19 protein-coding genes are annotated in these 19,794 nt (G+C 69.4%); 7 read left to right on the plus strand and 12 right to left on the minus strand.

Features of this window, described 5'->3' with window-relative positions; all coding sequences use genetic code 11:
- The 6 genes from ETD86_RS19225 to ETD86_RS19250 form a co-directional block, all read right to left on the minus strand.
- Positions 1-1,117, minus strand: a 1,117-nt coding sequence (locus ETD86_RS19225) for a thymidine phosphorylase (RefSeq protein WP_138667535.1), incomplete at its 3' end; no start/stop codon positions are given.
- Complete coding sequence (locus ETD86_RS19230) at positions 1,117-1,512, minus strand: cytidine deaminase (protein WP_138667536.1); 396 nt, start codon at positions 1,510-1,512, stop codon at positions 1,117-1,119. The genes ETD86_RS19225 and ETD86_RS19230, both read right to left, overlap by 1 nt.
- Positions 1,509-2,789, minus strand: coding sequence for an ABC transporter permease (locus ETD86_RS19235; RefSeq protein WP_138667537.1), 1,281 nt, complete (start codon positions 2,787-2,789; stop codon positions 1,509-1,511). Before ETD86_RS19235 ends, ETD86_RS19230 begins: the two co-directional genes overlap by 4 nt.
- Complete coding sequence (locus ETD86_RS19240; RefSeq protein ID WP_138667538.1) at positions 2,786-3,925, minus strand: ABC transporter permease; 1,140 nt, start codon at positions 3,923-3,925, stop codon at positions 2,786-2,788. Before ETD86_RS19240 ends, ETD86_RS19235 begins: the two co-directional genes overlap by 4 nt.
- Positions 3,925-5,535 (minus strand): ABC transporter ATP-binding protein, encoded by a 1,611-nt coding sequence (locus ETD86_RS19245; RefSeq protein ID WP_211370158.1) that lies wholly within the window; start codon positions 5,533-5,535, stop codon positions 3,925-3,927. The genes ETD86_RS19240 and ETD86_RS19245 overlap by 1 nt, the downstream gene beginning before the upstream one ends.
- Positions 5,536-5,619: 84 nt before the next feature.
- Positions 5,620-6,690, minus strand: a complete 1,071-nt coding sequence (locus ETD86_RS19250) for a BMP family lipoprotein (RefSeq protein ID WP_138667540.1) — start codon at positions 6,688-6,690, stop codon at positions 5,620-5,622.
- 279 nt (positions 6,691-6,969) lie between these two features.
- On the opposite strand from ETD86_RS19250, the gene ETD86_RS19255 reads away from it, so the two are divergent.
- Positions 6,970-8,847 carry a Xaa-Pro dipeptidyl-peptidase gene (locus tag ETD86_RS19255; RefSeq protein ID WP_138667541.1) on the plus strand — a complete coding sequence of 626 codons (1,878 nt, stop codon included), beginning with the start codon at positions 6,970-6,972 and terminating at the stop codon, positions 8,845-8,847.
- On the opposite strand, the gene ETD86_RS19260 is transcribed toward ETD86_RS19255, so the two are convergent.
- Positions 8,828-10,051: a M20 family metallopeptidase gene (locus ETD86_RS19260; protein WP_138667542.1), complete on the minus strand. Its 1,224-nt coding sequence runs from the start codon at positions 10,049-10,051 to the stop codon at positions 8,828-8,830. The two genes, ETD86_RS19255 and ETD86_RS19260, sit on opposite strands and share 20 nt — an antisense overlap.
- A 494-nt stretch (positions 10,052-10,545) precedes the next feature.
- Here ETD86_RS19260 and ETD86_RS19265 point away from each other — a divergent pair, with 494 nt between their 5' ends.
- Entirely contained in the window at positions 10,546-11,937 is a 1,392-nt protein-coding gene (locus ETD86_RS19265; RefSeq protein ID WP_246148004.1) for a peptide ligase PGM1-related protein, read from the plus strand.
- Here ETD86_RS19265 and ETD86_RS19270 read toward each other — a convergent pair.
- Positions 11,909-12,148 (minus strand): SCO4848 family membrane protein, encoded by a 240-nt coding sequence (locus tag ETD86_RS19270; protein ID WP_138667543.1) that lies wholly within the window; start codon positions 12,146-12,148, stop codon positions 11,909-11,911. The genes ETD86_RS19265 and ETD86_RS19270 overlap by 29 nt on opposite strands.
- 98 nt (positions 12,149-12,246) lie before the next feature.
- Between ETD86_RS19270 and ETD86_RS19275 the strand changes: the two genes are divergently transcribed.
- A complete protein-coding gene (locus ETD86_RS19275; protein WP_246148005.1) occupies positions 12,247-13,350 on the plus strand; it encodes a D-alanyl-D-alanine carboxypeptidase family protein in 1,104 nt (367 codons plus the stop codon).
- Here ETD86_RS19275 and ETD86_RS19280 read toward each other — a convergent pair.
- Complete coding sequence (locus ETD86_RS19280) at positions 13,339-14,304, minus strand: YihY/virulence factor BrkB family protein (RefSeq protein ID WP_138667545.1); 966 nt, start codon at positions 14,302-14,304, stop codon at positions 13,339-13,341. The two genes, ETD86_RS19275 and ETD86_RS19280, sit on opposite strands and share 12 nt — an antisense overlap.
- Before the next feature lie 46 nt (positions 14,305-14,350).
- Positions 14,351-15,613, minus strand: coding sequence for an amidohydrolase family protein (locus tag ETD86_RS19285; protein ID WP_138667546.1), 1,263 nt, complete (start codon positions 15,611-15,613; stop codon positions 14,351-14,353).
- 61 nt (positions 15,614-15,674) lie between these two features.
- Here ETD86_RS19285 and ETD86_RS19290 point away from each other — a divergent pair, with 61 nt between their 5' ends.
- Positions 15,675-16,181, plus strand: coding sequence for a MarR family winged helix-turn-helix transcriptional regulator (locus ETD86_RS19290; RefSeq protein WP_170223157.1), 507 nt, complete (start codon positions 15,675-15,677; stop codon positions 16,179-16,181).
- On the opposite strand, the gene ETD86_RS19295 is transcribed toward ETD86_RS19290, so the two are convergent.
- Entirely contained in the window at positions 16,178-17,041 is an 864-nt protein-coding gene (locus ETD86_RS19295; protein ID WP_138667548.1) for a haloalkane dehalogenase, read from the minus strand. The two genes, ETD86_RS19290 and ETD86_RS19295, sit on opposite strands and share 4 nt — an antisense overlap.
- A 90-nt stretch (positions 17,042-17,131) precedes the next feature.
- Between ETD86_RS19295 and ETD86_RS19300 the strand changes: the two genes are divergently transcribed.
- The 3 genes from ETD86_RS19300 to ETD86_RS19310 all read left to right on the plus strand — a co-directional run bounded on the left by ETD86_RS19300 (position 17,132) and on the right by ETD86_RS19310 (position 19,159).
- Positions 17,132-17,602 (plus strand): MarR family winged helix-turn-helix transcriptional regulator, encoded by a 471-nt coding sequence (locus ETD86_RS19300; RefSeq protein ID WP_138667549.1) that lies wholly within the window; start codon positions 17,132-17,134, stop codon positions 17,600-17,602.
- A gap of 81 nt (positions 17,603-17,683) precedes the next feature.
- On the plus strand, positions 17,684-18,874 hold the full coding sequence (locus tag ETD86_RS19305; RefSeq protein ID WP_138667550.1) for a helix-turn-helix domain-containing protein: 1,191 nt from the start codon (positions 17,684-17,686) through the stop codon (positions 18,872-18,874).
- Positions 18,875-18,964: 90 nt separating this feature from the next.
- Positions 18,965-19,159, plus strand: a complete 195-nt coding sequence (locus tag ETD86_RS19310; protein WP_138667551.1) for a hypothetical protein — start codon at positions 18,965-18,967, stop codon at positions 19,157-19,159.
- Here ETD86_RS19310 and ETD86_RS19315 read toward each other — a convergent pair.
- On the minus strand, positions 19,156-19,713 hold the full coding sequence (locus tag ETD86_RS19315; RefSeq protein WP_138667552.1) for a TetR/AcrR family transcriptional regulator C-terminal domain-containing protein: 558 nt from the start codon (positions 19,711-19,713) through the stop codon (positions 19,156-19,158). The two genes, ETD86_RS19310 and ETD86_RS19315, sit on opposite strands and share 4 nt — an antisense overlap.
- Between the last annotated feature and the right edge of the window lie 81 nt (positions 19,714-19,794).

Consider the following 19,794-nt stretch of genomic DNA (forward strand, 5'->3'; position numbering starts at 1 on the left):
CAGATGTGGAGAGGCGAAAGGCCACCAACGACACCGGGTCCTCCTTGCGCGCCCGCCCGGCCCCCAGCCGCCAGGCCGCCAGTCCCACCGCGTAAGCGTCCAGCCGGGTCAGCACCCCCGACTCCGGCGCCTCGACGACCATCGTCTCGGCCGCGCGCGGCAACACGGCGTCCGGATCCCCGCCCTGGGCGACGATCATCCGCCGCCAGGCGTCCATGGCCGACCCGTCCTGCAGCGCCTTGGCGGGGTCCTTGCCGGAGGAGACCCCGGCCGCCTCAAGCATCTCCCGTGCCAGCCGTACCGTCAGCTCCACCACGTCGGAGGGCCCCCCACCGGCGAGGACCTCGACGGACTCCTCGACTTCCAGCGCGTTGCCCACGGCCCGCCCCAGCGGCCGGTCCATCGCGGTGAGCAGCGCGACCGTGCGCACCCCCGCGTCCGTGCCGAGCGCGACCATCGTCTCGGCCAGCTCACGCGCCGTCGAGACGGACTTCATGAACGCTCCCGAGCCCACCTTGACGTCGAGGACCAGCGAACCGGTCCCCTCGGCGATCTTCTTCGACATGATCGACGAGGCGATCAGCGGGATGGACTCGACGGTGCCGGTGACGTCGCGCAGGGCGTACAACTTCTTGTCGGCGGGGGCGAGGCCGGAGCCCGCCGCGCAGACGACGGCGCCGGCCGAGCGCAGGACGTGCAGCATCTGGTCGTTGGAGAGCGAGGCCCGCCAGCCGGGAATGGACTCCAGCTTGTCCAGGGTGCCGCCGGTGTGGCCGAGCCCGCGGCCCGACAGCTGCGGCACGTACGCGCCGCACGCCGCCACCAGCGGGGCCAGCGGCAGCGTGATCTTGTCGCCGACGCCGCCGGTCGAGTGTTTGTCGGCGGTGGGCCGGTCCAGCATCGACCAGTCCATCCGCTCGCCCGAGCGGATCATGGCCTGCGTCCAGTCGGCGATCTCCCGCCGGTTCATGCCGTTCAGCAGGACGGCCATGGCCAGCGCGGACATCTGCTCGTCGGCCACGTCGCCGCGGGTGTAGGCGGCGATCACCCAGTCGATCTGGGCCGTGGTCAGCTCGCCGCCGTCCCGCTTGGCGCGGATGACCTCGATGGCGTCCACTACGCGCTCCTGCTCAGGTCTTCAGGGCCGAACGCGTACGGCAGGATCTCGGACATCGGCTTCGGCCCGTCGACGGTCTCGACCAGCAGGTCCTCACCGCCGAACTCGTACAGGAGCTGCCGGCAGCGGCCGCACGGCATCAGCAGCTCCCCGTGCCCGTCCACGCAGGTGAAGGCCACCAGCCGGCCACCGCCGGACCGCTGCAGCGCCGACACCAGCCCGCACTCGGCGCACAGGCCGAGCCCGTAGGAGGCGTTCTCGACGTTGCAGCCCGTGACGATCCTGCCGTCGTCGACGAGCGCCGCCGCCCCCACGGGGAATTTCGAGTACGGCGCGTACGCGTGCCGCATGGCCTCAGCGGCCTCGTCGCGCAGGCCGTCCCAGTCGATGCTCAATGCTGCTCCCCCCGGCGGTAGCGCACGCCGTCGGCCTTGGGCATCCGCAGCCGCTGCGAAGCCACCAGGAGCACGAGCAGCGTGAGCACGTGTGGTGTGATGAAGACGAACTCGTTCGGCAACTGGTCGACGGTCACCCAGAGCCAGAACAACACGACCATGCCCGCCGCCGCGGCGGCCATCAGTGTGTAGTCCTTGGGGCTTCTGGCCGCCAGCTCGGCCGGCTGGTCCGGCGCCAGCATCCGGCGGGCCCTGATGATGAGGTAGGCGAGCAGCAGCACCGCGCCGAACAGGAAGAACGACGTGACCGCCCCCGAGCTGCGCAGCTGCAGGCCGTCAGCGTAGCCGAACAACGAGGCGCCCGCCGCGAGCCCGCCGGGACGCCAGTTGCCGAAGATCATGGCGGCCAGGCCGATGAAGCCGCGCCCTGCCGTCTGACCTTCCACGTACTTGGTGGAGACGAAGACCAGGAACACGCCGCCGAGCCCGGCGAACGCGCCGGAGATGACGACCGCGATGTACTTGATCAGGTAGACGTTCACGCCCAGCGACTCGGCCGCCCACGGGTTCTCGCCCACCGAGCGCAGCCGCAGGCCGAAGGCCGTGCGCCAGAGCACGAAGAACGTCAGCGGCAGCAGCAGGACCGCCAGGACGACCAGGATGTTCACGTTGCGCGTGAGGCCGCCCAGGATGCCCGCGAGGTCGGAGAGCAGGAACCAGTGGGTGCTCTCGAGCTTTCCGAGCAGGTCAGGGCCGTCGGAGAGCAGCGGCAGGCTGGGCTCCCACGTCTTCCCCGTGATCGCGGGCGAGGTGGTGATGCCCGCGCCGGCGTCTGCCGCGGGAGTGCCCTCCTTGTAGAGCACCTCGGACAAGAAGCGGGTGACGCCGGGCCCGAGCAGGTTGATGGCGACGCCGCTGATGATGTGGTCCACGCCGAACGTCACGGTCGCCACGGCGTGGATCAGGCCGCCGAGCGCGCCACCAAGCAAGCCCGCGATCAGCGCGGCCACGGCGCCCCACTGGTAACCGGCCCAGCCGGCGAACCAGGTGCCGAGCACCATCATGCCTTCGAGCCCGATGTTGACCACGCCGGCCCGCTCGGCCCACAACCCGCCGAGGCCGGCCAGGCCGATCGGCACCGCGAGCAGCAGCGCGGCGGCGAACGTGCCGGAGGAGGTGATGTCGTTCTGGCCCGATGCGACGCGTACCAGTGACATCAGCAGGAGGAGCACGGCGATGCCGACGAGCACCAGGTGGTATTTGGTGAACCTCGTCATGCTGCCACCTCAACCTTGTTGGTGCCGAGCTCCTGGGCGGCCCGCCGTTCCTCGAGCCTGAGGGCCAGCCGGTTCGTCACCTCGTTGGCCACCACGACCAGCAGGACGGTCACGCCCTGGATGATCGTGATGACGGACGGCGGCACGTTCGCGATCTGCAGCGCGCCCTGCGCCCGGTCGAGGAAGGCGAACAACAACGCGGCGACCGCGATGCCGACCGGCTTGTTCCGGCCGAGCAGCGCCACCGCGATGCCGAGGAAGCCCAGTCCCGCGGTGAAGTTGGAGTTGAACGCGCCCTTGTCGCCGAGGATCTCGGGCAGGCCGATCAGCCCGGCGATCCCGCCGGACAACATCATCGCCGCGATGATCATCTTCTTCGGGTCCACGCCCGAGGCGAGCGCGGCCGGGCCGTTGAGCCCGCTGGCCTTGACGTTGAAGCCGAAACGGGTGCGTTCGAGCACGACCCAGATCACGATGCCGAGCGCGATCGCCACGAGCAGGAAGCCCCACACGCCCCCGCCGCGGGTGGGCGGCAGCAGCCCGAACCAGTCGAAGACGAAGTTGAGGTTCGGGAACATGGCCGAGTCCGGCAGCTCCGGCGTCGTCGTGGTGAGTTGCCCTTCGGCGCGCTGCCCCGCGAACGGTCCCCGCACCAGGAACGAGGACAGGTTGATCGCGATGTAGTTCAGCATGATCGTCGAGATGACCTCGTTCACCCCCCTGGTCACCTTCATGACCGCGGGGATCAGCGCGTAGAGGCCGCCGACGAGCGCCGCCACCACGATGATCACGGTGATCTGGATGGGCGCGGGGGCCGAGAACGTCGACCCGACGTAGGCGGCGCAAATGGCGGCGAGCCGGTACTGGCCCTCCACACCGATGTTGAAGAGGTTCATGCGGAAACCGACGGCCACCGCCAGGCCGGCGATGAACAGCGGCACCGCCCGGTTGAGGAAGGTCGCGATCGCGTTGGACTGAGCCCGCTCACTGGCACCGAAGTCGAAGAAGGCGGCGAACGCGTGCAGCGGGCTGGCGCCCGCCGCGGTGATCGCCACGCTGGAGATCGCGATGGCCAGGACGATGGCGATGACGGCGCCGGCCACGGTGAGCAGCGCCCGGTTGAGCCCGGCGGGCATCACGTCTCCTCAGTGCCGGCGATGGCGCCGGTCATGTAGCCGCCCAGCCGCTCGGGCGTGATGTCGGAAGGGTCGAGCGCGGCCACGAGGCGTCCCCGGTAGATCACCTGAATCGTGTCGGACAGGCCGATCAGCTCGTCGAGGTCGGCGGAGATGAGCAGCACCGCCAGGCCCGCCGCCCGGGCGTTGCGCAGGTGGTCCCAGATGGCGGCCTGGGCGCCGACGTCCACGCCCCGCGTCGGGTGCGCGGCGATGAGGAACTTGGGCGCGCCACTCATCTCGCGGCCCACGATCAGCTTCTGCTGGTTGCCGCCGGACAGGGCCAGGGCGAGGGTGTCGACGCCCGGCGTGCGGACGTCGTAGTCCTTGACGATGCGCTCGGTGTCGGCCTTGGCCGCCCGCCGGTCGACCCAGATGCCGTTACGCGCCGGTTTCCTGGTCTGGTGGCCGAGCACGCGGTTCTCCCACAGGGACGCCTCCAACAGCAGGCCCTGGCGGTGCCGGTCCTCGGGGATGTAGCCGATGCCGGACTCCCGGCGCTTGAGCGTCGACCAGGTGCTGATGTCCTGCTCGCCCAGGGCGATGCCGCCGTGTGCGGCGCGGATGCCCATGATGGCCTCGATCAGCTCGGACTGGCCGTTGCCCTCGACGCCGGCGATGCCGAGGATCTCGCCCTCGTGGATCTCGAACGACACGTCGTCGAGGAGCAGCCGCTTGCCGTCGGCGCGCAGCTTCTCCACGTACGTCTCCACAGAGGTGCCCTTCGGCACCGGGCGGTAGCCGTCGGCCTCCATGGTGAGGTGCGCGACCTGGAGCGCCACGCGGTCGGTCACCGTGGACTCGCGGGTCTCGGGCGTGGGCAGCTCGCTGCCGACCATGAGCTCGGCGAGCTGGCGGGCGCTGGTGACCTCGTTCCTGGCCAGGCTCGCGACCGTGGTGCCGCGCCGGATCACGGTGATCGCGTCGGCGATGTCGAGCACCTCGTCGAGCTTGTGCGAGATGAAGATGACGGTCAGGCCCTCGGCCTTGAGCTCGCGCAGGTTCTGGAAGAGCTCCTCGACCTCCTGGGGGACCAGCACGGCCGTCGGCTCGTCGAGGATCAGGATGCGGGCGCCGCGGTAGAGGACCTTGAGGATCTCCACGCGCTGGCGGTCGCCGACGCCGAGGTCCTCCACGAGCTTGTCCGGATCGACCCGCAGGCCGTGGCTCTCCGCGAGCTCGGTGATGCGCTTGCGGGCGGTGGCCGTGTCGAGCATGCCGCCCTTCTTCGGCTCTGCGCCGAGGACGATGTTCTCCAGCACGGTGAGGTTGTCGGCCAGCATGAAGTGCTGGTGGACCATGCCAATGCCGACGGCGATGGCGTCGCTCGGCGTGCGGAAGGCGACCTCCGTGCCGTTGACCTTGATGGTGCCCTCGTCCGGCTTCTGCATGCCGTAGAGGATCTTCATCAGGGTGGACTTGCCCGCGCCGTTCTCACCCACGATGGCGTGCACCGTGCCTGGTTCGACGGTGATGCGGATGTCGTGGTTCGCGACGACACCGGGGAAACGCTTGGTGATGCCCTCCAGCTCTACGGCGGGTTTCGCCGTGGCCAGGGTGTCAGCACTCATTTCGCCTCTCCTAGAGGGGGGCGGCATAGGCAGAAGGCCCGAAGTAGCCGGACTCCGGGCCCTCTGTCGATGGTCCTACCCAGGTTACGGCTTAGCCGGAACCGTGATTTTGCCGCCGACGATGTCCTGCCGGGCAGCGTCGAGCTTGTCCTTGATGTCGTCGATCTCGCCACCGGTGGTGGCCAGGCCCACGCCGTCGACCTTGAGGTCGTACGTGACGTTGGCACCGCCCTTGGCGCCGCCCTGGAAGGCCTTGATGAACTCGAACACGCCGACGTCGACGCGCTTGAGCATCGAGGTCAGGATGACCGACTGCAGATCGGTCTCCTTGACCGTCTGGCGCTGGTCGGAGTCGACGCCGATGGCCTTCTTCTTGGCCGCGGCCGCCGCCTGGAACACGCCCAGGCCGGAGTCGCCGGAGGCGTGGTAGACGATGTCCGCGCCGTCCTGGTACATCTTGTCGGCGGCCACCTTGCCCTTGTCCGGGGCCTTGAAGCCGGAGAAGTCACCGTCGGGCGTGAGGTACTTGATGTCGATCTTGATGTCCGACTTGACCGACTTCGCGCCGGCCACGTAGCCAGCCTCGAACTTCTTGATCAGGTCGTTCTCGACCCCGCCCACGAAGCCGATGTGGCTGCTCTCCGACTTGGTCGCCGCGGCGACGCCCGCCAGGTAGGAGCCCTGCTCCTCGGCGAACAGCAGACCGGTCACGTTGGGCGCGTTGGAGGCGGAGTCGACGACCGCGAACTGAATGTCCGGGTACTCCTCGGCCGCCTTCTTGATGTCCTCGCCGTAGGCGAAGCCGACACCGATGATCGGGTTGTAGCCGGCATCAGCGAGCTGGCGCAGCAGGTCGCCGCGGTTGGAACCGTCGGCGGCCGGGCTCAGCTCCTTGATCTCCGCGCTGAGCTCCGTCTTCGCCTTCTCCAGGCCGGCGTACGCAGCGTCGTTGAAGGACTTGTCGCCACGTCCGCCGATGTCGAACGCCAGTCCAACCTTGAGCGCACTCTTCGGCGCCTCGCTGCTGGCCGCGCCGGTCGGCGCCTCGCTGGCCGTCGTGGAGCCCCCACCACCGCCGCCACATGCGGCTGCTGCCATGAGCATGACGCCGGCTACCGAGCCGAGCGCCATCCTGTTGAATCGCTTGCCGAGCAAGGCGACTCCCTTCCATTTCCCCGCCGTCGAGATTCATCGCAGGCGCGAAGAAACGTACGGCACCTGCACGGAAGATAGTTGCTTGACCAGGGCAGACCAAACCAGCACACAGGGTCGCAACTACTCCGTTATCGACCTCAGTCGCGTCTGTGACCTGAAGCCCCCATGAGAGAGCACATACAAGTTTTGCCAGACTTTGGGGTTGAATCACCCCTTGCCTTGGGCCCGATCATGACAGAGATTCCGACCGACGGTGGAAGTTTCCGATCGGAGCCCCGCATGCACCCAAGGAAGGCACTGGCCGTGCCGCTGGCCGCGATCCTCGTCGCGGCCTTGACCGGCACCACACCGGCCGCAGCCGACACCCCCGCCATAAAGGTCGAGAACAACGCCACGCAACCCGTCTTCTCCCGGGCGGACGCCATCAAGCAGACAGTGTTCGTCGAGGTCGCCGGGACCGACAGCGACAACGACGGCGCACCGGACCGCGTCGCGGTGGACATCCTGCGCCCCAAGGAGACCGACCAGGGACTGAAGGTCCCTGTGATCATGGAGGCCAGCCCCTACTACGCCGGCGGCAACGACGTCGCCAACCACCCCGTGGACGTGGACGAGAACGGCAACCCCCTGCCCACGCTCAGAGCACTGGCCAACAAGCTGGCCGCCGAGCCGTTCGACGGCTACTACGACAACTACTTCCTGCCCCGCGGCTACGCCATCGTGCTGGTGGAGAACCTCGGCAGCGGCCGCGCCACCGGCTGCCCGACCTCCGGCGACCGCAACGAGACGGCGGGCCCGAAGGCCGCGATCGACTGGCTCAACGGCCGCGCCAAGGCCTTCGACGCCGCCGGCGACCCGGTCGAGGCCACCTGGTCGACCGGCAAGGTCGGCATGATCGGCGTCTCCTACAACGGCACGCTCCCGAACGCGGTCGCCGCGACGGGCGTCGAGGGCCTGGAGACGATCGTGCCGATCGCCGCGATCTCCAGCTGGTACGACTACTACCGCGCCAACGGCGGCGTCCTGGCCCCCGGCGGCTTCCAGGGCGAGGACCTGGACGTGCTCGCCAAGTACGTGCTGACCAGGGAGAACGGCCAGGAGGCCTGCGGCGCGCTGATGGACCAGATCACGGCCACCCAGGACCGGATCACCGGCGACTACAGCCCTGTCTGGGACGCCCGCAACTACATGAACGACGTCGGCAAGGTCAAGGCCAGCGTCTTCGTCGTGCACGGCCTCAACGACTGGAACGTCAAGACCAAGCAGTTCGCGCAGTGGTGGTACGCCCTGGCCAAGCGGCACGTGCCGCGCAAGATCTGGCTGCACCAGGGCACCCACATGAACCCGTTCAGCCTGCGCACGGTCGAGTGGCTGCGCCAGCTGCACGGCTGGTTCGACCACTGGCTGTACGACATCGACTCGGGCATCATGCGCGAGCCGCAGGCCGACGTCGAGATCGCGGCAGGCCAGTGGGCGCAGCACAGGTCGTGGCCGCTGCCCGGCGCCACCGCCGTCCCGCTTCACCTTGGCTCAGGCCAGCGGCTCGGCCTGATCCCCCGGCCGTCGGCCAAGGAGTCCTTCGTCGACCAGAAGGCCAGGACCGCCGAGCAGCTCGTCGAGGCCACGGGGGCGGACCCGAACCGGCTGGCGTACACGACCGGCGAGCTCCCCGCCGACGTGCGCGTCTCCGGCACGCCGACGGTGTCGGTGCGGGCCTCGTTCAAGAACGGGGCGTCGCCGTACCTGACGGCGTTACTGGTGGACTACGGCACGGACGTCCGCCCGAACGGCACGTTGCTCTCGACCGGCCAGACCTACTGCTACGGCCAGGGCGTCCCGGGTGACACGGGCTGCACCACGCTCAGGGTGCTCGGCACGGCCGCCACGCCGTACAAGATCGTCACCCGGGGCTGGCTGGACGTCCGCAACCGGCACCGCCCGGACCGGACCGAGCCGCTGCGGCCGGGCAAGGAATATACCTTCACCTGGGACTTCCAGCCGACGGACTACCTGTTCAAGAAGGGCCACCGGCTGGGCCTGGTGATCATCTCGACCGACTACGACTACACCCTGCGGTACCCGCCGGGCACCGAGATCACGGTTTCGCCGGGGCACTCGTCCCTGCGGCTGCCGATGGTCACGCCATCGCGCTGGTGATCGAGTCGAGCGGCCCGACCTCCCAGAGGGCGGTCAGCGCGGTGGCGGCCATGATCCGCACGCCCATCGCGATCGCCTTCTCGTCCACGTCGAACGTGCCCTGGTGGATGTCGTAGGTCACGCCGGCCGGCGAGCGGGTGCCCAGACGGGCGAACGCACCGGGAATCGACTCGAGGTACCACGCGAAGTCCTCGCCGCCGAGCGACTGCTGGGTCGGGATCACCGCACCCGCGCCCAGCACCCGCTCGGCGGCCTCGGCCAGCATCTCGACGCTGACCTCGTCGTTGACCACCGGCGGCACGCCGCGCTTGTAGTCCAGCTCGGCCTCGATGCCGTAGGCGCCGGCCACCGAGTCCAGCAGGGACTTGATCAGGTCGGGGGCGGCGTGCCAGGCGTTCTCGTCGAGGCAGCGCACGGTGCCTTCGGCGATGCCGTCGTCGGGGATCGCGTTGGCCGCCGTGCCGGCCTCGACCCGGCCCCAGACGAGGCTGAGCGAGGAGCGCGGGTCGACGCGGCGCGACAGGGCCGCCGGCAGTTCGGTGAGGATCTTGGCGAGGGCGAAGACGAGGTCGGCGGTCAGGTGCGGGCGCGCGGTGTGACCGCCGGGTCCCGAGACCCGGATGCTCAGCTTGTCGCAGGCGGAGGTGATCGGACCCGGCCGGAGACCGACCTGGCCGACGTCCACGCGCGGGTCGCAGTGCAGGCCGAAGATGCGGTCGACGCCGCTGATGCCGCCGTGCGCCATGACCTCGAGCGCGCCGCCGGGCAACTCCTCGGCGGGCTGGAAGATCAGCCGGACCCGGCCGGGCAGCAGGCCCGCGGCGGCCTGCTGGGCGAGGAAGAGCGAGGTGCCGAGCAGCACAGTGGTGTGCACGTCATGGCCGCAGGCGTGGCACGCGCCGGCCACGGTCGAGCGGTAGGACACGTCCTTCTCGTCCTGCAGCGGCAGCGCGTCGATGTCGGCCCGCAGCGCGACGGTCGGACCGTCGCCGCTGCCCACATCGCAGACGAGGCCGGTGCCCCGGGGGAGCACCGATGGCGTCAGTCCGGCGGCGGTGAGCCGCTCGACGATCCGCTGTGTCGTGCGATATTCGGCGAAGGCCAGCTCAGGGTGCATGTGGAGATCGCGGCGGAACGCCACGAGGTCCTGCTCGGTCTCCGCTAGGAACGCGTCGAGTTCGCCCCGAAGCTCACGTCCCCGCATATGTCACCATCCTGTCCATGCCGCGCGCACCAATATGTCTGACCACCGCGGCTCATGCGCTGTGAAAGCTCGTCCATCCGCCGTGGCCACCCGGTCGAGCGGCTGCTCGGCGAATCAAAAAACACACCCGCTGGTTCGGGTGCGCGAGATCGTCAGCATGGGCGTTGCGTTCGTCAGTCGCGAGTGCCGCCGCAGCCCGGGTGCACAGCGGTTGGCCGTGAGCCCGATGGCGATGCTTCGACTCTATCGCTCGCTCGCGAGTTCCCGCCGACAGATACACCAAAAGTTAGCCGACGGCACGCCCGTAACCGCAGGTGGTCACGTTACGTGAACGTCAGCCTGATCCGGAAATGGTCACAAGGGATCATTAGATGGTGACCCGATGTCGCCTGTTCCAAACGTGGTCGGCGATTCCGAATCCTGTCACCTTCTGTCATGGTCATCACACTTCGACGCTGGCTGCATTTGAGAAGAATGCGTGTTTCACTCGCAATATGATCACTAATATCCCGTTCGGGGAGAAGTATGCTGGGTTGAGCATCTTCGAGCCGAGTGAGGGGACCCTGGTGGTCGTACCCTCGCTCTCCCTTCCGCAGGATGAGCTCCGCCGCATCACGGCGGCCAGGTCGTACGAGGAGCGCCTGCTCTTTCTCCTGCTGACGCTCCGCGAACCCGGGGCAAAGGTGATCTACCTCTCCTCCGCGCCCATCGATCCCGACATCATTGACTATTACTTCGCGTTCCTGCCGGATCCGGATGACGCCGCCAAGCGGCTCACGCTGATCACGCTCGACGACCCCTGGTCTCAGCCGTTGACCAGGGGCCTGCTCGACCGCCCCGACGTGATCGAACAGCTGCGATCGGAGATCGACGGTGACGCGTGCATCGTGCCGTTCGTCCTGAGCGAGCTCGAGGAGGAGCTCGCGTCGTTACTCAACGTGCCCCTCTACGGTCCAGCCACCTCTTTCGCCTATTACGGCTCCAAGAGCGGCGCCCGTGAGCTGGGCCACGAGGCCGGCGTGCGGATGGCGCGCGGCTTCGGCGACCTGCGGACCACGCTGCAGATCGAGGAGGCGATCGAGGCGCTGCCGGGGGAACGGGTGATCGTCAAGCTGAACGACGCCTACTCCGGGCTCGGCAACGCGATCGTCACCAAGGCCGACAGGTCGCTGACCAGCTTCTCGATGGCAGGCGAGTGCTGGGACACGTTCTCCGCGAAGATCAGGGACCGCGGCGCGGTCGTCGAGGAGTACATCGAGCACCGGCCGCTCTACTACCCCAGCGCGCTGGCCTGCATCACGCCGGGCGGCCACGCGCGCGTGCTGGCCACGCACGACCAGGTGCTCGGGGGCGTCAACGGCCAGGTCTACCAGGGCTGCACGTTCCCGGCCGCGCCCGAGTACCGCGCCGAGGTGGGCGCCTCGGCGGAGCGGATCGCGCGCGTGCTGGCCGAGCGGGGCGTGGTCGGGGTCTTCGGGATGGACTTCTTCGCGCTGAAGGCCGACGCCGGGTACGCGGCGCTGCTGTGCGAGATCAACCTGCGCATCGGCGGCACCACGCATCCGTTCGGGGCCGCCGTGCTGACGACCGGGGCCACGTACGATCCGGCGACAGGTCAGCTCATGGCCGGCGACCAGCCGAAGTACTACACCGCGACCGACAACTGCGCCTCCTCCTGCCTGCGCGGGCGCACCCCCGGGGAGGTCATGCGCACGGCGGACCGGCTCGGCATCGGCTTCGACGCCGAGCGGCGCACGGGGAACGTCTTCCATCTGCTCGGAGCCGTTCCCGAGCACGGGAAGCTCGGCTTCACCTCGATAGGCGACTCACCAGAGGAGGCCGACGAGCTGCACGCGCTCACCCGGCGTCTCCTCTGCGGCCCCTGAAGGAATGGGCACTGCCGGGATGAGCACGGAGTCCGCGCCAGCCGATGACGGCGAGCACGATGGCGAGGACGATGTTCACCGCGATCAAGATGCCGTGGACGACATAGAAGCTGGTTTCATGCCCATCCTGCAGGTTAAACCCGAGATTCACCCATTCGAAGACCATGAACGCGCCGAGCGCGATCAGGAATCCGGCGATCTTTCGTGACATGCGTGCCTCTCTGGTATCGAAGGTGGATCTTCGGGGGATGTGTCGCCACATGGGCATTCACACGAAGCTACGCTGAGACCGCTATGTGGACAAAAATCGTGCCGGTTACGGCACTCATCGCCTCGGTCTCGCTCACCGGTGGGACCGCATATGCCGAACCGGCGACACCCGTCGGTGGCGAGGCGCTGGGCAGCCGCGGTCTGGTGGCGCCCGAGGGCGTCAAGAAACCCCCCAAGACCAAGGCTACGTCGTACGTCGTCGCGGACGCCGGCACGGGCCAGGTGCTCGCGGCGAAGGACGCCCACGGGCGTTACCTGCCGGCCAGCACGCTGAAGACGCTGACCGCGCTCACGCTCATCCCCAAGCTCGACAAGAACCGCAAGATCCGGCCCAGCCAGAACGCCTGCAACCAGGAGGGCAGCGCGGTCGGCCTGACGCCGAAGACGACGTACAAGGTCGAGGACCTGTTCAGGGCGTTGATGATGTCGTCGGGCAACGACGCGGCCATGGCACTCGCCGAGACGAACGGCGGTCTGGCCAAGACGATGGCGGACATGAACGCCGAGGCCAAGCGGCTGCAGGCGAACGACACCGTGGCCAAGACACCGAGCGGCCTGGACAAGCCCGGGCAGAGCAGCTCGGCCTACGACCTGGCGCTCATCGCCCGCGCCGGCCTGGCCAATCCCGACTTCACCCACTACATCAGCACGAAGGTCGCGAACTTCCCGGCGCCCAAGGGCAAGCACTACCAGATCAGCAACCACAACAAGCTGCTCTGGCGCTACAACGGCATGGTCGGCGTCAAGAACGGCTGGACCTCGAAGGCGCAGGCCAGCTTCGTCGGCGCGGCCACCCGTGGCGGCCACACGATCGTGGTGAGCATCATGCGGCACGAGGGCGGCTTCTGGGACGAGGTCGCCTCGCTGATGGACTGGGGCTTCTCGGTCAGGGGCAAGGCCGCGCCGGTCGGCCAGCTGGTGGACCCGCTCCCCGCAGGGCTGCCCGCCCCGCAGCAGCAGGCGTCCGCGCCGGCCACGAAGGTCACCCCCGCCCAGCAGCCGCCGCTGCTCGACACGGCCGCGCGGAACCAGGACGACTCCACCAAGACGGTCGGATCGGTGGTGATCGGCGGCGGGCTGCTGTTCGGGCTGATCTACCTCTGGTACGGCATCCGCCGCAAGCGCGCCAGGTCACGCTTCTGACGTCGGCGGCGGTGTCGGGGACGGCGGCGGGCAGAACCCCGCCGTCGCCGTCCACGCGGCGACGTAGAGCACGAGCCTGGCGGAGAAGTTCATCCAGACCAGCAGGCCCACGATGACGGCGAACGTGCCGTAGACGGGGTTGCCGAGCGTCTGCCCCAGCAGCAACGTGGCGAGCTGCTTGAGCAGGCCGAACCCGATCGCGCCGAGCAACGCGCCCTTGGCGATCACCCGGAACGGCTGGGTCGGCCTGGCCACCCACCCGAGCAGGATCAGGAACAACAACCAGTCGGCGGCCACGCTCGCCGCCACCCCCGCCAGCCTCAGCCCGAGGGTGGCCGGACCGGACTCGCTGCCGAACAGGAACCGCAGCACGTTGTCCGTGGCCGTGGTGGCGAACCCGGCCACCAGCACCGAGGAGATCATCGTCACGCCGATCATGACGAGCGAGGCCAGATCACGGAGCTTGCCCAGGAAGAAGTTGAGCGGCGGCTCGGTGGTCATGGACATCTCGCGCAGCGCCCCGCGCAGCGCGTCCAGCGCGCCGAGCCCGGCGTAGAGGAGGCCGAGCAGGCCGATGATCCCCGCGGTCCCCTTGGCCGTGGCGATGGCGTCGAGGTCGAGATCCGCGGCGATCCCCGGCAGCCGCTCGACGATCGCCGCCTCCAGCGCCTCTCTGGTGGTCTCGCTGGTCGCCACCACGAGCCCGAGCACCGCGTACGACAACGCCACCAGCGGGAAGAACGACAGGAACGCGAAGTAGGTGACCGCGCCCGCCAGGTGGTCGCCGTGCTGCACCTGGTAGCGCCGCACGGCCCTGATGAGATGGTCGAACGACAACCTGCGGACGCGCCAGTAGTCCACCTTGCCGCGGCCCCAGGCCTTGGCCTCCTCGACCCTCGCCGCCAGGCCAGCCCTGCCTTTGGCCTCACTCCGTGAGGCGGGCTCGGTCGCCATACGCCGCCGCCTTCCTCCGCTCTGGTCGCTCCCCAGCCGCCAGGCATCACCTCACAACCGCGCCGGCGGACTCCCGTAGGGAGGCGACGACCGCCGCCAGGTCGTGGTGGAGCAACTGCCCATCTCGCTTGACGACACGCCCCGCGACCAGCACCGTGTCGACGGTACTGGTATCGGCGTTCAGCACGATAGCGCCGATCAGGTCGTGGGCGGCGGCCATGCCGAGCCGGTCGATACGCAGCAGCACCAGGTCCGCCTGCTTGCCGGGCCGCAGCGAGCCGATCACGTCGTCCATGCCGAGCACCTGGGCGCCCTCGATCGTGGCCATGCGCAGCGCGTCGCGGGTGGTGAAGCCGAGACCGGCCCCGCCGGGGCGGCCGCGTTCGAGCAGGTGGACCGTCCGCATCAGGGAGAACATGTCGCCGGGTGCGCAGACCACGGTGTCGGCGCCGAGCCCGGTCGGTACGCCTGCCGCCCTGGCCCGCCCCGTGGCCGGGTAGCCCATTGCCAGATTCATCTCGTCCACCGGCGCCAGCGAGACGCTGCCGCCGCTGCCGGCGATGCGCTTGAACTCCTCGTCGGTGTAGTGCAGCGCGTGCACGAAGGTCGTCGGGGTGTCGAGCAACCCGTTCGCCTCCAGGAACGCGAGCCCGGCGCCGTCGGGGCCGTGCCCGAGATGGCAGGTGACCGGAAGGCCGAGCTCCTTGGCCAGCCACCATTCCTCCAGCGAGCGCTCCTCCCCGGCGATCTCCGGCCCGAGGGCGGCGAGGGCCATCGTGACCAGGCCGTCCGGCAGTTGTTCCCGCACCCGCCGGGTCTCGCTCGCCAGGCCGCCGGGCTCACCTCCGTGGCAGTAACCGAACACGGCCCTGATGCCGGACGCGCGCAGCGCCTGGAGGGCCGCGTCGGTGTGGGCGGGACTGAGCTGGATGTGCGACCAGTCGAGCAGCGTGGTGATGCCGGCGTCGAGGCATTCCAGCGCGCCCCCGAGGTTGCCGGCGTAGACGTCCTCGGGGCGGTGGCGGGGCGCGAGCTCGCCGACGACGCGCCGCAGGTAGCCGGGGAAGTCGACGTCAGGAGCGGCGGCCCTGATCGCGGCCTGCCAGGTGTGCCGGTGGGTGTCGACGAAGCCGGGGAGCACGATGCGCCCGGTCGCGTCGATCACCTCCGCGCCGGGGACGTCCGGCAGGCCGGGGCCCACCTCGGCGATCGCGCCGTCCTCGATCCGCACGTCGGCGCGGCCGAGCACGCCGGGCTCCGGCTCCGTGTCGACGACGACGCCGTTCTTGATCAATGTGGTAACTGTCATGTCTAAAAGCTTAAGCAGAAGCTTTTCAAAAAGCTATCTCGTGCTAGGTATCCTCGATGACGTGAAACCGGATGAGATCGACGCGCTGACACCCCTGTGGAAAGAAGCGGGCATGTCGTCGTCGCTCATCGCCACCCTCGAGCTCGGCAAGCGCATCACCCGGCTGCACCTGCTGTTCGAGCAGGCGATCAAGGCGGAGCTGGCCGAGCTGGGACTGACCTACGCCGAGTTCGACGTGCTGATGGCGCTGAACCGGGCCGCGCCGCCGTACCGGATGAAGCCGAGCGAGTTGTCGAAGGCGCTGCTCCTCACCTCGGGGGGCATCAGCAACCTGCTGCAGCGGCTGACGGCGGCGGGCTACGTGGAGCGCGAGGCCAACGAGGGGGACGCGCGCAGCCGTTGGGTGCAGCTGACGGACGAGGGGCGGCGGGTGGCCGAGGCGGGCCTGGAGGCCTCGGCCCGGGCGCACACGGACATGACCGCCGGGATCCCGGAGGAGACGGTGCGGCGGGCGGCGGACGCGCTCCGCGAGGTCCTGGCCCCGATGAGCCGCCGCCGCCACCGCTAGCCCAGATGGTGCCGGCCGGCCCAGGCCGAGATCGCCGCGGCGATGGCCTCGGGCCGGTCCTCCGTCGCATGGTGCCCGGCCGGGCCACCGTGCTCGGTCTCCAGGGAGGCGACGTTCTCCGCACACCAGGCGGCCACCCGTTCCGTGATCAGCAGCGTCGGCGAGGAGTCGAAGGTGAGCAGCAACTTGGGCACGTCGCCGCTGCTCCCCAGCCATTTGAGGTAGCCCTCGACCCGCTCGACCACGTCGGCCGGGTCGCCGTCGAGCGGTGACGAACGCGCCCACTCCAGCAGCGGCCGCCGGCTTTCGCGGGTCGGGTACGGCGCCAGGTAGGGCTCCTTCTCCTCGTCGCTCAAGGGCGTCAGCACCCCTCCCGCGAACGCGGTGTCCACGAGGAAGTTCTGATCGAGCACCAAGGACTCGCCTCCGGGCCCGCGAATGGCCTCGGCGCGGGCCCGCGGTCGCTCACCGAGCTCGGCCCAGCTCAGCGTGCGGACGATGGTCTCGAAGAACGCCACACCCCGCACCCGGCCCGGGTTGCGGGCCGCCCAGTCGAAGGCGAGCGCGCCGCCCCAGTCGTGGCCGACCAGCACGACCTGGGAGAGGTCGAGCGTGTCGAACCAGGCGTCGAGGTAGCGGGCATGATCGGCGAACCGGTAGGGGATGTCGGGCTTGCCCGAGCGGCCCATGCCGATGAGGTCAGGGGCGAGCAGCCGACGCCCGGCACCGGCCACCCCAGGCAGGACCTTCCGCCACGCGTGCGAGGAAGCGGGGTTGCCGTGCAGGAAGACGAAGGGCACACCCTCGCCCGAGTCCTCGAAGTACATGGTCGAGTCGAGCACGTCGATCGTTCTGGACATGACGCCTCTTTCGTTCGTTGCACTAACGTTTTTGACACTAACGAACGTATATCGTTAGTGCCACTAACGCAAGACGGTATGATCGCCCGCATGACCTGGGACGCCATGGACGACCACCATCCCTCCGCCCGCCTGCGACGCCTGCCCAGCCGCATGTTGTCGATGGTCGCGATGCACGCCGACCGGCTGGTGAGCGAGGGGCTCGCCCGCGAGGACGCCCGCAAGTGGCACTACGCGGCGCTCGTGGCGCTGGACGAGGCCGGTCCGGCCAGCCAGGCGGAGCTGAGCAAGCGCACCGGCATCTACCGCAGCGACCTGGTCGCCGTCATCAACGAGCTGGCCGAACGCGGCCACGTCGAGCGTGCGCCCGACCCCGCCGACCGCCGCCGCAACGTCATCACCGTCACCGAGCCAGGCCGCCGGCACCTGCGCCGCCTGGACAAGCTCATCACCGAGCTACAGGACGACGTGCTCGCGCCGTTGACCCAACCGGAACGCGAGCAGCTGACCGGCGTCCTGGCCCAGATTCTGGAGCATCACTCGCGTTCTCGTACGTCCTGAGCTGGGCGGAAACCATGGCAGGCCACAGTCTGGAGCCCTAGCCTTTGGGGTGTTGAAGCGAGCCAGGAGGCGCCCACCCCCATGACCGAAATAAGCACCGGGCAGATGGTCAGACTCCAGCGCGAGCGGCGGGGCATGAGCACCACCGCGCTGGCGACCCAGGCCGGATGCACCCCCCGGCACATCGAGCTCATCGAGCACGGCAAGCGCACACCCTCACTGCCGCTCCTGCGGGAGATCGCCAAAGTGCTGGGCGTACGCACCGCCGTGCTCTTAGGCGAGACCCCGCGCGACTCGCACGAGCCGAGCCGGCCGCAGATCAGCGACATCGAGCGCGCGTTGTTCACCTGCCGCTCGTCGGCGCCCGACATCGAGCCGCCCGACGCCGACCAGTTGTCGGAGCGGGTGGCGGCGGCCCGCAACTCCTGGTTCACCTCGACGCGCCGCTACTCGATCCTGATGGCGGCGCTGCCGTCCCTGGTGAGCGACGCGGAGAGCCTGGCGACCGAGCGCACCCCGCGGTCCTGCAGCGTCGCGGCGGACGCGTACATCCTGGCCAGGGGGGTGCTCAAGCACCTGCGGCGAGTGGACCTCGCGCATCTCGCGGCGGATCGGGCCATGCGCTTCGCCGAGGAGTCCGAGGACCCGCTGATGCTCGCGTGGGCGTACTGGAGCCTCGGGCAGTCGATGTTGTCCGACGACATGCACCAGATCGCGTACGAGGTCGCGCGGCGCGGCATCGAGCTCATCGAGCCGCACGTCGCGGACGGCGACCAGCGCCACGTCAAGGCGCTCGGCGCGCTGCACCTGCTCGCCGCCACCGGCGAGGCCCGGTCCGGCGACGACGACCGGGCCAGGGATCGGGTGCGCGGGCCCGCGGCGCAGCTCGCCGAACGGGTGCGGGACTCTGCGGACGTCTACGACCTGGCCTTTTTTGGACCCACCAACGTGGCCATCCACATGGCCGGCATCGAGAACGACGTGGGCCGGCCCGAAGAGGTGCTGCGGATCGCCGACGACATCGACCTGCGCCACACCCCGTCCATCGAACGGCGTGCCACCCATCTGGGCCACGTCGCGCGCGCCTGCGAGGACCTGGGCGACGACGCCGCCAGCCTGCTCCACCTGCTGAGAATCGAGCGCGAGTGCCCCGAGGAGCTCGATCACAAGCTGCTGCTGAGAGAGATGGTCCGGTCGCTGGCGCGGCGGGCGCGGCCGTCGTGGGCGCCCGAGGTACGTCATCTCGCCGAGCGCCACGGCATCCTGAACTGACGTCGCGAACTGAGAGTTCGGACTTTGCGAACAGGGAGATCTGTCGCTCGAGTTCGTCACGGACCGGCACTTTGATGACACGCTGCGTTCATGACCACAGCGCCGAGTGCCGATCTCGTCATGGAACGACTACAGCAGGAAGCCGTGCGGGAGTTTCCCGGGTGGACCTTCGAACGGGATCGTTCCGGCTGGACCGCCGTCCACGGCGACATCCGGTTCACCAGGCCCACCTTGGCCGCCCTCCGCGCCATCTTGCGCATCCACCGGGCCACCCGGTGCCACTAAGGGCGGGACGCGGCGATGCGGGCGCCGATCGAGTCGAGAAGCAGGTCGAGACCGAAGGAGAAACGATCGAGCGCCCGCTGCAGCGTGTACGGCAGCGCCGTGCCCGACACGGCGAACGCCCCCGCCTCCTCCAGCGCCGCGAACAGCGGGAAACGCCCATTCATCCGCTCCTCCAGGAACGGGACCTGCCGCTCCCACCAGTCGTCGTCACTGCTGCCGGTGTGCGCGGGCGCCTGCTCGGCCTCGACGACCGCTGACGCCGCGCCCCGCGTGTACGACTCCACGGCCGCCACACAGCCGACGACGTCGATGGCGGCCAGGCCGTGCCCGTCGAGCAGGGCCAGCGTGGCCTCGTACCGGGTGAGGACGTTCGGCCCGAAGACGGTCCGCGACGTGGACTCCTGCAGCAGCCACGGATGGGCGCGGTAGGCGGCCAGGTCGGCGGCGGCCATGTCACGCAGCCCGGCCCGCCACTCGGCGCGGGCGGCAGGGAGCGGCTGGGCGCCCGCCACCCGCTCGACCATCAGCTCCAGCAGCTCCGCCTTGCCCGGCACGTACGTGTACAGGGACGCGGATCAGCCGGTACCAGGAGGACGCCGACGAGCCGGGGCCGTCGGAGGGCCGGCTGGCCCGAG

The sequence above is a fragment of the Nonomuraea turkmeniaca genome (assembly GCF_005889735.1).
GTDB classification, from domain to species: Bacteria; Actinomycetota; Actinomycetes; order Streptosporangiales; family Streptosporangiaceae; genus Nonomuraea; species Nonomuraea turkmeniaca.